Genomic DNA, 12230 nt, shown 5'->3' with positions numbered 1-12230 from the left:
TCGCTGATCTCCATCCGACCCCGGCTGTCCTCTGCCGATCACGAAGGACTTCTTCCCGTGAACCTCGACATGGTTCCCGATCTGACGATGCGCGGGCAGGACGACCCGCACGGACGCGCGGTCACTCCGCGTCCCCCGACGGTCGGGCAGCTCGCCGCCCGCGTCGGCGCACTGGCCGCCCGTCCCGCCGACTGGTGGCATCTGGTGCGTTTCGAGCCCGGCCGTCCGGTGCGGGTGCCGCTGGACGGCGGCGACGGCGTCCGGCTCTGGCTGACGACCTGGCCCCCCGGCCACCGCACCGACGTGCACGATCACGACGGCGTGGAGGTGAGCACCGTGCTGGCCGGCGAGCTGGCCGAGGTGTCGATCTCCGCCGACGGGGTGACGGAGCGTCCGCTGCGCGCCAACCGGGTGCGGGTGCGCGGCGCCGCCCGCACGCACGAGCTGACCAACCCGGGCCCCGCGTACGCGATCAGCCTGCACGCCGGTCTGACGTCCCCCTGACCCCGGCGTCGGCCGCTTCCGGCCAGTTCCGACACCCCGGTAAGTGATCATGTAAACATCGGCGCCATGTCATTCGGCTCCCACGAACCGGCGGCGGCGCCCGGCCCTCCGCACGACGTCGACGTCTCCCGGCCCTCGGCCGCGCGCGTCTACGACCACATGCTGGGCGGGAAGGACAACTTCGAGGTCGACCGCGAGGCGGCCCGGAAGATCCTGGACGTGGCCCCCGAGATGGCCGACGTCGCGCTGGAGAACCGGCGCTGGCTCGTCCGGGTGGTCCAGTACATGATCAGGCAGGGGATCGCGCAGTTCATCGATCTCGGTTCGGGCCTGCCGACCCAGGACAACGTGCACGAGGTCGCCCAGCGCGAACGCCCCGACGCGCGCGTCGTCTACGTCGACCGCGACCCGATGGTGCTGTCGCACGCCCGCGCGTTGCTCGGCTCGCCCGACCTCACCGCGTACGTGCACGCCGACATCCGGGACGTCGCGGGCGTCTTCGAGTCGCCGGAGGTCGGCCGGCTGATCGATCCGAGCCGTCCCGTCGGGCTGCTGGCCGTGGCGGTGTTCCACTTCGTCGCCGACGAGGACGACCCTGCCGGGCTCGCGCGCCGGTATTTCGAGCGGCTGCCCGGCGGAAGCATGGTCGCGATCTCCGCGTGGCCGTCCGACGACCTGTCGGAGGATCTCCGGCAGCGGGTCCGCGAGAACTTCACCAACGTTCCGTCGCCGCTGCACCCCCGGCCGCGCGCGAAGATCGCCGAGCTGTTCGACGGGCTGAAGATCGTCGAGCCGGGCCTGGTCTCGGTGTCCGACTGGCCCACCCCCGGCCAGGCGCCCCCCTCCCCGGTCCGCACCTTCGGAGGCGTGGCCCGCGTGCCTGACACCGCGGCCGTCGATCGCTGAGCACCGAGGGAAGGGTGCACGCCCCCTGACCGCGGGGGACGCCCGCGCCCTCACACGACCCGCCGCTTCGTGCGGCGGGTCTTTTCGTGTGCGGCGCGGCGGACGGGCGGTCGGGTGACGAACGTCTACGCGGGTGTGAGTTCTTCACGGCACAGTCGTTATTTTCGCGACTGGCGCGACCGCCGCGCCATTTGGGAATCTCTTTCCGGCGGGGCGGCGAGAAGCGGTTCCACACGGGAAGCAATTGCCGCCATTCGCGCGCTACGGCGGAGCGCACGGAGGAGAGGCGTCGGACGTGGACAAGAGGTACGAGCTCTACTGCCTGACCGACACGCATTTCTACGACGCCCCGCCGGCCACCGCGGAGACCGATTTCGCCATCTGCCGCCGGCCGCTGCCGGACGGCTGGCGCCAGGTGCCCGGGGACGAATGGACGGTGTACGTTCCCCCGGTTCAGCGGGCCCCCTTCCAGGGCTGGAAGGTGCACGTCTCCGGGTGCGCGGAAAGCGCCGACAAGGTGCTGGACCACGTCTGGGACTACTGTGTCGCCAACGGCATCGAGTTCAAGCACCTGCGCGGCCCGGCCGCGTTGCGGATGCGCAACGCGAAATACGCGCCGCGCGGCGCCAGCGGAAAACTCGTCACCATTTATCCGGCCGGCGACGAGGAACTCGAACGCGTCCTGACCGACCTGGGCGAACGGGTCGCCGGGCTGCCCGGCCCGTACATTCTCAGCGACCTGCGCATCGGGGACGGGCCGCTGTACGTGCGGTACGGCGGGTTCGCCGAGCGGCGCTGCCTGGACGAGCGCGGACAGCTCGTCCCGGCGATGGAGACGCCCGCCGGGGAGCTGGTGCCCGACCGCCGCGAGCCGGTGTTCCGGGTGCCCGAGTGGGTGACGCCGCCGCGCTGCCTGGAACCGCACCTGGCCGCGCGCGCCGCCACGACGACCGCCGACCTGCCCTACCGGATCGACCGGGCGCTGCACTTCTCCAACGGCGGCGGCGTGTACGCGGCGACCGACACCCGCACCGGCGAGACGGTCGTCCTCAAGGAGGCCCGGCCCTACGCGGGGCTGGCCGCCGACGGCGCCGACGCGGTGGAGCGCCTGGCCCGCGAGCGCGAGACGCTGCGGCTGCTGGAGGGCATCGAGGGCGTGCCGCGCGCCCGCGACCACTTCACCCTCGGCGAGCACCACTTCCTCGTGCAGGACTTCGTGGAGGGACGCACCCTCAACACCTTCTTCGCCGAGCGCCACCCGATGCTCGACCCCGATCCCGACCCCGGGCGGGTCGCCGCGTACACCGCGTGGGCGCTGCGGGTGTACGAGGGTGTGGAACGGGTCGTGCACGCCATGCACGAGCGCGGCGTGGTGTTCAACGACCTGCACATGTTCAACGTCATGGTGCGTCCCGACGACTCGGTGGCGCTGATCGACTTCGAGGTGGCCGCGCCCGCCGCCGACAACGCCCGCCAGACGCTGGCCAACCCGGCGTTCCTGGCGCCGCCCGACCGGCGGGGCGCCGACGTCGACCGCTACAGCCTGGCGTGCCTGCGGCTGGCGCTGTTCGCGCCGATGACGACGCTGTTCGTGCTCGACCGCGGCAAGGCGCGGCAGCTGGCCGACCTGATCGCCGAGTACTTCCCCGTCCCGCGCGAGTTCCTGGACGAGGCGGTCGAGGAGATCACCCGCGGGACGACGCCCGTGCTCCCCTCGTTCAGCCCCGACCCGCCGGGGTGGCGGCGCGCCCGCGAGGAGCTGCGCCGCGCGATCGTCGCCAGTGCCACGCCCGGCCGCGCCGACCGGCTGTTCCCCGGTGACGTGGAACAGTTCGGCGGGGCAGCGCTCGGCATCGCGCACGGCGCGGCTGGCGTGCTGTACGCGCTGGAGCAGACCGGCGCCGGCCGCTTCCCCGAGTACGAGGAGTGGCTCGCCGCCCGCGCGTCCGACCCGCCGCGCGGCACGGGCCTGGGCCTGTTCGACGGCCTGCAGGGCGTGGCGTACGTGCTGGCCGGCCTCGGGCACGTCGACGCGGCGCTCGCCGCGGCCGCGCACTGCCTGGAGGAGAAGTGGGAGCGCCTGGGCACCGACCTGTACGGCGGGCTGCCCGGCTACGCGCTCGTCCTCGACCATCTGGCGGACGTCACCGGCGAGGACGCGCTGCGCGAACCCGCCGCCCGCGCCGCGGAGATCGTCGCTGGCCGGAGCGCCGCCACCGACCACAGCCCCCGGCCCGGCCTGCTGTACGGCGGCGCGGGCGAGGCGCTGATGTTCGTCCGCCGGTACGAGCGGACGGGCGACCCGGCCTGCCTGGACCACGCGGCGGCGGCGCTGCGCCGCGACCTGGACGCCTGCGCGACCGACCGCAACAGCGCGCTGCACGTCGACCAGGAGCACCGCGTGCTGCCCTACCTGGGGCGCGGCAGCGTCGGCATCGGCCTGGTCATCGACGAGTACCTGGCGGTGCGGCCGGACGACGAGCGGTTCACCGAGGCGCGTGCGGCGATCCGCGTCGCCGCGGCGTCCCGCTACTACGCCCAGCCGTCCCTGTTCAGCGGACGCGCGGGCATGCTGTTCTACCTCGCCCGGCACGACCGGCACGACCCGCTGGTGGCGCGGCACGTCCGCGACCTGGCCTGGCACGCCCTGCCGTACGGCGGCGGCCTGGCCATGCCCGGCGAGCACATGTACCGGCTGTCGATGGACCTGGCGACCGGCACGGCGGGCGTCCTGCTCGCCCTCGGCTCGGCCCTGCACGACCGCCCCGTGGGGCTGCCGTTCCTGGGCCCGGCCCATGTTCCCCCCGTGGAGGCCTCCACGGCGGCCACCTCTATCCAGCCCGAGAGGGGGTGAAGTCATGGCGCTTCTCGACCTGCAGGGGATGGTGAGCGAGAGCACCGGCGGCGGCGGCAACAGCAGCCTGAGCCTGCTCTGCCACAGCTCCCACAGCATCACGATCTGCCTGTAACGGCAGTCAGGGCGGCCATGGCCCCTCTCCGGGCCATGGCCGCCCCCATGCCGGCGCTTCGAAAACTTCATGTTTCGAGGACTTCATGACGACGGCCACGGTCTCAGCGGATCGGCTGCTGCGGCGCGCCGCCCGGCGCGGCGGCGGCTGGACGGCGCTGCTCGCGGTGGCCTCTCTGGCGGACGCGGTCGCGATCACCGTGCTGCCGCTGGTGCTGGCCCGGACGGTCGACGCCCTCCTCGGCGGAGGCGGCGCGGCGGCGTCCGCGCTGTGGCTGTGCGCGGTCCTGGTGGCGGCGGGCGCGGCGGCGGAGGCGTGCACCGAGCTGGCGGCCGGGTCCGGCACCGCCGGGGCCACGGCGTGGCTGCGGCACACGCTCGTGCGGCACGTGCTGGCGGCGGGCCCGGGGCTGCGGCTGCCGCCGGGCGAGGTGACCAGCCGCGTGGTCGGCGGAGCCGCCGAGGCCGGGGTGGCGCCCGCGGCGCTGACCCAGGCGGCGGCCGCGCTGGTGCCGCCGGTCGGCGCGCTGGCCGTCCTGGTCGTCACCGACTGGCGGATCGCGCTGGCCATCGTCGTGGCGCTTCCGCTGATCGCGTTGCTGCTGCGGCTGTTCGTCCGGGACATCACCGCGACCGCCCACCGCTACCTCGACGTGCAGGGCGCGATCGCGGCACGCCTGACCGAGGCGCTGAACGGGGCGCGCACGATCGCCGCCGCCGGGACGCCCGAACGCGAGGTGCGGCGCGTCCTGGAACCCCTCCCCGAGCTGGCCGACGAGGGCCGCCGCATGTGGCGCACCCAGGGCGACGTCGCCGCACGCGGCCTGCTGGCGCTGCTGCTGCTGCAGGTGGCGGTGGTCGCGGTGGCCGGGATGGAGCTGATGACCGCCCGGATCACCCCTGGGGAGTTCATCGCGGCGGTGCAGTACGCGGGGCTGGCGGCGGGGTTCGGCCCTGTGGTGACGCACCTGCTGCGCCTGGGGCGGGCACGGGCGGGAGCCGCGCGCGCCGCCGAGATCCTGGAACGCCCCACGCTGACCTACGGCACGTCCGGACTGCCGCCCGGCCCCGGCCGCCTGGAGCTTCGGGGCGTCGCGGCCGCGGGCGTGCTCGACGGCGTCGACCTGGTGGTGCCGGGCGGCGCCGCCGTGGCGGTGGTGGGCCGCTCGGGCACCGGCAAGTCGCTGCTGGCCGCGCTGGCCGGACGCCTCGCCGACCCCGACGCGGGCGAGATCCTGCTGGACGGCGTGCCGCTGCGCGACCTGAGCCGGCCCGCGCTGCGCGGCGCCGTCGGGTACGCGTTCGCCCGTCCCGCCCTGTTCGGCGAGACGCTGCGGGACGCGATCGGGTTCGGGCTCGCACGGCCGGCGGCGCCGCGCGTGCGGGAGGCCGCGCGCACCGCACGCGCCGACGCGTTCATCCGGCGCCTGCCCGCCGGGTACGCGACACCGCCCGGGGACGCGCCGCTGTCCGGCGGGGAACTGCAACGGCTCGGGCTGGCCCGGGCGTTCGCGCACGCCGGGCGCCTGCTGGTGCTCGACGACGCGACGTCCAGCCTGGACACCGCCACCGAGATGCAGATCACCGACGCGCTGCTCGGCGGCTCGGGGGGCGGCGCGGGCCTCGGCGACCGCACCCGCCTGATCATCGCGCACCGCGCCGGGACCGCCGCCCGCGCCGACCTGGTGGCCTGGCTGGACGGGGGCCGCGTCCGGGCGTACGGCGAGCACCACCTGCTGTGGCACGACCCCGCCTACCGTGCCGTCTTCGGAGCCGAAGCACCGTGAAGTCGTTGACCGGGGCGCCCGCGGAGGGGCCTCGCCCGGCCCGCCTGATCGCGACGCTGGCCGGGGCGGTGCGCGCCCGTCCGCGCGCGGCGGCGGCGCTGGCGTTCTGGTCGGTGTGGGAGGCGGCCCCGCAGGCGCTGTTCGGGCTCGCCGTCGCACGCGCGGTCGACGCGTTCTCCGCCGACCGTCCGGGGCGCGCGGCGGCGTGGCTGGGGGTGCTGGCGGCGGCGGCGCTCGTGGGCGCGTTCGGGACGCGGCGTCTCTACCGGCCGCTCGCCGGCATCGTCGAGCCGTTCCGCGACGATCTCGTCCACCGGGTGACGCGCGGCGCGGTGCACCGGTCGCTGCGCGGACGCGCGGAGACCGGCGCGGTCGCCCGGCTCACCCACCAGGTGGAGATCGTCCGCGACGCGTTCGGCGGGCTGCTCGTCGTGCTGCGCGGTTTCGCCGTGGCGGCGGCGGGCGCGTTCGCCGGGCTGCTGGCGCTGATGCCGTGGATGCTGGTGCTGGTCGTCCCGCCGCTGCTGCTGGGGCTGGCGCTGTTCGCCGCGCTGCTGGGCACCGCCGCGGCCCGCCAGCGCGAGCTGATCGTCGGCGAGGAGGGGATCGCCGAGCGGACCTCGGCCCTGGCCGAGGGGCTGCGGGACGTGACCGCGTGCGGTGGCGAGGAACGGGTGCTTGCCGCGCTGGGCCGGGAGGTGGACGCCCAGGCCGCGGCGGGCCGCGCGGTGGCGCGCATGGCGGCCGCCCGCGCCCTGGCGGTGGCGGTCGGCGGGTGGCTGCCGCTGCTGCTGATCCTGGCGGCCGCGCCGTGGCTGCTGCGGCACGGCGCCACCCCCGGCACGATCCTCGGCGGGCTCACCTACGTGCTGCACGGGCTGCAACCCGCGCTGCACACCCTCGTCCAGGGCATGGGCGCCGGGGGGCTGCGCCTGGCCGTCACGCTGGCCCGCATCATGGAGACCGGCGGCCCCGACGACCCGCCTGCCGCCCTGAGCGCGCCGTCAGGGGCCACGGACGCGAGCGTGGGCGCGGACGCTCCCGCCGTCGAACTGCGGTCGGTGACGTTCGCCTACGGCCCCGGAGCCGAACCGGTGATCCGTGACCTGACCCTGACGATCCCGCAGGGCGACCATCTGGCCGTGGTGGGGCCGAGCGGCATCGGCAAGTCGACGCTGGCGTCCCTCATCGCGGGCGTGGTGACGCCGGACGAAGGCCGGGTGCGGGTCGGCGGCGCGCCCCCGGGCGACCCCCGGCGGCGGGTCCTGATCCCCCAGGAGGCGTACGTCTTCACCGGGTCGCTGCGCGACAACATCGCCTACCTGTGCCCGGACGCCGCCGACGACGCGGTGGGACGCGCGGCCGACGCCGTCGGCCTGACGGCGCTCGCCCAGCGGCTCGGCGGCCTGGGCGGACGCGTCGACCCCGCGGCGCTCTCGGCGGGAGAACGCCAGCTCATCGCCCTGGCGCGGGCCCACCTGGCGCCGATGCCGCTGCTGGTCCTGGACGAGGCGGGCTGCCACCTGGACCCCACCGCCGAGGCCCGCGCGGAGGAGGCGCTGGCCCGGCGGCCCGGGACGCTCGTCGTCATCGCCCACCGCATCAGTTCGGCGTTGCGCGCCCGCCGGGTCCTGGTGCTGGACGGCACCCGGGCCCGGCTCGGCACGCACGCCGAGCTGCTGGCGGACAGCCCCCTCTACCGCGACCTGGTCGGCCACTGGACCACGGGGGCCCGTCCCGGCACCCGGCGGGCGGCGATGTCAGAGCCAGCCGGCCTCCTCGGCGATCCGGATGGCGTGCACCCGGTTACGGGCCCCGATCTTGCGGTTGATCCGTGACAGGTGGTTGCGGACCGTCCCGATCGTGAGCACCAGCTCCTCGGCGATCTGCGCGGCCGTCGCGCCCTGCGCGGCCAGCGCCAGCACCTCCCGCTCACGTTCGGTCAGCGGCCCCTCGCCCGCGTCCAGCTCGCCGAACGCCAGGTCGGGGTCCACCACCCGGCGTCCGGCCGCCACCTGCCGGATGGCGCCGACCAGCGCGTCGGGGGAGGTGTCCTTGGCCAGCAGGCCCGCGGCCCGCGCCTCGGCCGCGCGCCGCAGCGCGCCGGCGCGGCGGTGGGCCGTCAGCAGGATGACCGGGCAGTCGGGCACGGCCTCGCGCAGCCGCCGCGCCGCGGCGAACCCGTCGAGGTCCGGCAGGTCGACGTCGACCAGTGCGACGTCGGGACGGTAGAGACGGCCGAGCGGCGCCATCCGCAGGCCCGCCCCCAGTTCCGCCACCACCTTGAGCCCCGGCACCCCGTTGAGCAGGGCGACCAGCCCGCCGCGCAGCAGGGGGACGGACTCGGCCACCAGTATCCGGATCGTGTTCTCTCCTTCCGGGGGCGCCGCCCCGGGTCTCTCCGAACGTTCACGGGCACGGACGAGATCGTTCATCGCTCACCTTGACTGGGCTGGGTCAGTGGGCGCGAGTGAAGACGACGACAATCTCCGCGTCAACCGATCACACCGTAGAGTTCTACCGGTACTCAGCGGTATCAATTGCTGTCGGAACGCAATGTTTGGACGTGGTCTGCCCGCCGGGGACGACCCCGCAGGTGAACGCCCTCCGGCGGCCGGGCCGGGGCCGAAGGGAAACGCCTCGTCCAATACGGGCCAGGATCGGCCTCAAACGATTTCTACCGTGACAATTTCACCCCCGGCGGCAGGACCGTCACGGGGGCCCGCGGCGGGCGGTGCCGGGCGTGTGCCGGCACCGCCCGCGGACGGGTCAGACCGTGGCGGGAACGGCGTCGCGGGGGCGCTCCCCGGCGGCGGGCTCGGCCGGGGCGGCGGTCAGGTCGGCCGGGGGAGCGTTGAACACCTCGTCGTCCAGCAGGCCCTCGGAACGGGCCACCAGGACGGGCACGGTGAGCTGGCCGGTCACGTTCAGCGCCGTGCGGGCCATGTCGATGACCTTGTCGATGGCGATCAGGTAGCCGACCGCCTGCAGCGGCAGGCCGACGGTGGTCAGCGTCAGGGTCAGCGCGACCAGCGCCGGGCCGGGCGTGCCGCCGGTGCCGAGCTGCCCGATCACCGCGGCCAGCGCGATCAGCGCGTAGTCGGCCAGCCCCAGCGACACGCCGGTGTACTGGGCGACGAAGATCGCGGCGACGGCCGGGTAGATCGCGCCGCAGCCGTCGAACTTGATGGTCGCGCCGAGCGGCTGGGCGAAGCTGGCGTACTCGCTCCGCACCCCGTTCCGCTCGACCGACACCCGCTGCGCGATCGGCAGCGTGGCCAGCGACGAGGACGACACGAACGCGAACTGGATCGCGGGCCAGGAGTTGCGCAGGAACTTCACCGGCGAGACGCGGCCGAACGCGCGCAGCAGCACCGGGTAGCCGACCAGCAGCATGATCGCCACGGCCAGGTAGATGGCGCCGGTGAACTTGGCCAGCGGGGCGAGCGAGTCGGGGCCGTAGGTGGCCACCACCGAGGCGATCAGGAAGAACGACCCCACGGGGGTGAGCCGCACCACCCACCACACGATCTTCTGCATGACCGCGTACAGGTCGTCGGCCAGGGCGGCCAGCCGCTCGCCGCGTTCGCCGACCGCCACCAGCGCGGCGCCGAACAGCACCGCGAACGTCACCACGCCGAGCACGTTGCCCTCGGACATGGCGTTGACGATGTTGGACGGGAACAGGTTCTCCAGCACCTGGGTCCAGGTGACGGGGTCGGTCTCGGTGCTCTCGGACGCCAGCCGTCCGAGCCCCTCGCCGGGACGCACCAGCAGGCCGACGGTCAGGCCGACCGCGGTGGCGATGGCCGAGGTGACCACGAACCAGCCGAGGGTCTTGGCGGTGAGCCGGGCCACGCCGCCGACGCCGCGCAGCCGTCCCACGCTGACCACGATCGCGGCGAACACCAGCGGCACCACCACGACCTTCAGCAGGCTGACGTAGACGCCGCCGAACGGGTCGAGCCAGTCCTCGGCGATCGCCCCGCCGTCGCCGAAGGTGTTGATCAGGGCGCCGACGGCGGCGCCGAGGACGAGGGCCAGCACGATCTGCTGCCAGAACTGCCATTTCCAGACGCGTACGTTCATGGAAGGTTCTCCAGGGAGCTTTCGCGCATCCCGAGGCGAAGGCGTGCGACCGCGTGCGACCGCGCGCCGCCGGCACACGGCCAGGCGATCACGGCGCGTCAGCGCGGATCGGCGCGCGTCGACACGGCGGCGCCCGTGGGCGTCTCAGGGATGCGGCAGGGGGATGGGAAGGAGGAGGAGAAGGCGGAGGGCCGGTCAGCGGCAACAGAGCAGGCTGGCGAGGCGGCACAGGTCGACGTGCAGCCGGGCCACGAGCAGGACGCTCTTCGGGGGGATCCTCACGGCCACAGTCAACCGCGATGTCCGCTTCCCGTCTTCCCGGGAGGCGGAGTGATTTTGATCACTTCGGGCGGCGCGACCGCGTCAGCACCCGGACGATGCCGGCCACGCCCAGCCCCACCAGCAGCGCCGGGACCAGCAGTCCGAGATCGGCGACGGGACGCCCGCCGAACCCGTTCGCCATGAACACCGCGGCGACCACCAGGAAGAACACGCCGATCACGGGGCCGCTCGGGTCGAGGCGGCGGCGGGGGCCGGTCGGTGCGGGACGCCGGTCAGGCACGGGTCACCTCCACGTGCCCGAACCGCCCGCGTACCCGAAGGGCGATCACCGGGACATTGGCCCGGCCCGCCCCCTCGGGCTCCAGCACCTCGGTCGCCCGCGCGCCGGGGCCGGCGACGGTGCGGCCGTCCACCCGCAGGTCGCCCAGGGCGACCCGCGCGTCCAGCTCGACGCGGGCGGCGCGCGGCACCGTCACCTTCAGCTCGCCCAAGGTCACCTGGACGTTGACGTTCACCCGCTGCCCGGGGGTGAACCGGGTGTCGCTCAGGTCGAGCCTGGCCGAGCCGACGCCCACCTTGTACTCGTGCTCGACCCGGGTGCCGTCGAGGGGACGCCACTCGACGTCGCCGTAGCGCAGGTCGCGCGGCGCCTCGGCCGCGACCGAGGTCGTCAGCAGCGCGAACGTCAGCAGCGTCCCCACCGTGGCCAGGCCGCGGGCGCGGAACCAGCCGCCCAGGACCAGCCCGATGGCGACGACGCCCAATGCCGCGGACCCCACGATCAGCGTGGCGTCCGGGCCCGGGTAGGCGCGGGCCACCGGCACCATCGCGGCGCCCACCGCCAGGGCCGCCAGCAGCGTCACGGCGGTCACGGGCGAGGTCTGCCTGGCCGCGGCGGCCGCCGCCTTGCGCGGCGGCGCCTCGTCCACAGGAGGCTCCGGTGCCGCCGTCCGGTGCCGCGTCCCGACGACGGCGAGATCGACCATGCCTTCGGGCAGGCCCCCGCCCGGCGCGGCCGTGGTGTCCTTACGCAACGAGACCCCGTCCTTCTCCAGCGACACGCTCTCGCCCCGCGACGGCGCGGGCGCGTCCACCGGATGGCCCTGCAGCCGCTCCGGCAGGGCCCGCACGGCCGCCGTCAGGTCCACGCCGCGGGCGTGCGCGACCAGCAGCACCAGCCCGAACACCGTCAGCACCGCGATCATGTTGGTGGAGACCCAGCCGCCGATCAGCTGGAACCCCGTCGTCACGCACAGCAACGCGCCCAGGATCGACAGCGCCCCGGCGGCGTCGAAGCGGCGGCGCAGCAGCTTCTCGGCCGGGGCGGCGTCCTCGGGGGACCCCGGCATGACCAGCACGCCCGCCACGTACAGCCACACGCCCTGCCCGCCCGCCAGGGTGAGCACCGCGAACGCCACGCGCAGCACCACCGGGTCGATGCCCAGATGCCGGCCCAGGCCCGTGCACACGCCGGCCAGGACGCGGCGTTCCGGGCTGCGGAACAGCCGGACGTGGCCGTTCGCCGCGGCGGTGGGGCGCTCGGTCGCGATGCGCTCGTCGGTCATGGTCACCATCGTGGCCGCACCCGCTCCCCGCGCGGTATCCGGGACGCCCCTGAACCGACCCTGATGATGCCCTCCGGGGATAGGGGTGCCGCCCGGATGCGTCCGGGCTGACCGGCATGTGACGATCGA

At 74.8% G+C, this 12230-nt stretch carries 11 protein-coding genes; 6 read left to right on the top strand and 5 right to left on the bottom strand.

The genetic code is table 11. The features are described from left to right. The first annotated feature begins 57 nt into the window (after positions 1 to 57). The 6 genes from ABZ801_RS25790 (at position 58) to ABZ801_RS25765 (ending at position 8003) form a co-directional block, all read left to right on the top strand. On the top strand, positions 58 to 504 hold the full coding sequence (locus ABZ801_RS25790; RefSeq protein WP_360702274.1) for a cysteine dioxygenase: 447 nt from the start codon (positions 58 to 60) through the stop codon (positions 502 to 504). A 66-nt stretch (positions 505 to 570) separates the two neighbouring features. Then, positions 571 to 1410: an SAM-dependent methyltransferase gene (locus ABZ801_RS25785; protein ID WP_360702271.1), complete on the top strand. Its 840-nt coding sequence runs from the start codon at positions 571 to 573 to the stop codon at positions 1408 to 1410. Positions 1411 to 1705: 295 nt separating this feature from the next. Next, positions 1706 to 4264, top strand: a complete 2559-nt coding sequence (lanKC, locus tag ABZ801_RS25780) for a class III lanthionine synthetase LanKC (RefSeq protein ID WP_360702268.1) — start codon at positions 1706 to 1708, stop codon at positions 4262 to 4264. Between the two features lie 4 nt (positions 4265 to 4268). Next, positions 4269 to 4379 carry a SapB/AmfS family lanthipeptide gene (locus ABZ801_RS25775; protein WP_360702265.1) on the top strand — a complete coding sequence of 37 codons (111 nt, stop codon included), beginning with the start codon at positions 4269 to 4271 and terminating at the stop codon, positions 4377 to 4379. A gap of 85 nt (positions 4380 to 4464) precedes the next feature. Beyond that, entirely contained in the window at positions 4465 to 6165 is a 1701-nt protein-coding gene (locus ABZ801_RS25770; protein WP_360702262.1) for an ABC transporter ATP-binding protein, read from the top strand. 5 nt (positions 6166 to 6170) lie between these two features. Continuing rightward, positions 6171 to 8003 carry an ABC transporter ATP-binding protein gene (locus ABZ801_RS25765; protein ID WP_360702259.1) on the top strand — a complete coding sequence of 611 codons (1833 nt, stop codon included), beginning with the start codon at positions 6171 to 6173 and terminating at the stop codon, positions 8001 to 8003. On the opposite strand, the gene ABZ801_RS25760 is transcribed toward ABZ801_RS25765, so the two are convergent. The 5 genes from ABZ801_RS25760 to ABZ801_RS25740 all read right to left on the bottom strand — a co-directional run bounded on the left by ABZ801_RS25760 (position 7926) and on the right by ABZ801_RS25740 (position 12101). Beyond that, positions 7926 to 8600 (bottom strand): response regulator transcription factor, encoded by a 675-nt coding sequence (locus ABZ801_RS25760; RefSeq protein ID WP_344947837.1) that lies wholly within the window; start codon positions 8598 to 8600, stop codon positions 7926 to 7928. The genes ABZ801_RS25765 and ABZ801_RS25760 overlap by 78 nt on opposite strands. 334 nt (positions 8601 to 8934) lie before the next feature. Continuing rightward, a complete protein-coding gene (locus ABZ801_RS25755) occupies positions 8935 to 10254 on the bottom strand; it encodes a dicarboxylate/amino acid:cation symporter (RefSeq protein ID WP_360702256.1) in 1320 nt (439 codons plus the stop codon). Positions 10255 to 10449: 195 nt separating this feature from the next. Beyond that, on the bottom strand, positions 10450 to 10536 hold the full coding sequence (locus tag ABZ801_RS25750; protein ID WP_360702542.1) for a putative leader peptide: 87 nt from the start codon (positions 10534 to 10536) through the stop codon (positions 10450 to 10452). Positions 10537 to 10594: 58 nt separating this feature from the next. Then, positions 10595 to 10816 carry a hypothetical protein gene (locus ABZ801_RS25745; RefSeq protein WP_360702253.1) on the bottom strand — a complete coding sequence of 74 codons (222 nt, stop codon included), beginning with the start codon at positions 10814 to 10816 and terminating at the stop codon, positions 10595 to 10597. Next, entirely contained in the window at positions 10809 to 12101 is a 1293-nt protein-coding gene (locus ABZ801_RS25740; protein WP_360702250.1) for a PspC domain-containing protein, read from the bottom strand. Before ABZ801_RS25740 ends, ABZ801_RS25745 begins: the two co-directional genes overlap by 8 nt. Between the last annotated feature and the right edge of the window lie 129 nt (positions 12102 to 12230).

This window comes from Actinomadura sp. NPDC047616 (assembly GCF_040642915.1).
Lineage (GTDB): Bacteria > Actinomycetota > Actinomycetes > Streptosporangiales > Streptosporangiaceae > Spirillospora > Spirillospora miaoliensis.
The sequence above is the reverse complement of the archived record's forward strand: the minus strand, read 5'-3'. Positions and strand labels throughout refer to the sequence as shown.

Bases quoted from the DNA above. Each gene is read 5' to 3' on its own strand.
- ABZ801_RS25785 (WP_360702271.1), top strand. From the start codon at position 571: ATGTCATTCGGCTCCCACGAACCGGCGGCGGCGCCCGGCCCTCCGCAC.
- ABZ801_RS25775 (WP_360702265.1), top strand. From the start codon at position 4,269: ATGGCGCTTCTCGACCTGCAGGGGATGGTGAGCGAGAGCACCGGCGGC.
- ABZ801_RS25770 (WP_360702262.1), top strand. From the start codon at position 4,465: ATGACGACGGCCACGGTCTCAGCGGATCGGCTGCTGCGGCGCGCCGCC.
- ABZ801_RS25760 (WP_344947837.1), bottom strand. From the start codon at position 8,600: ATGAACGATCTCGTCCGTGCCCGTGAACGTTCGGAGAGACCCGGGGCG.
- ABZ801_RS25755 (WP_360702256.1), bottom strand. From the start codon at position 10,254: ATGAACGTACGCGTCTGGAAATGGCAGTTCTGGCAGCAGATCGTGCTG.
- ABZ801_RS25740 (WP_360702250.1), bottom strand. From the start codon at position 12,101: ATGACCGACGAGCGCATCGCGACCGAGCGCCCCACCGCCGCGGCGAAC.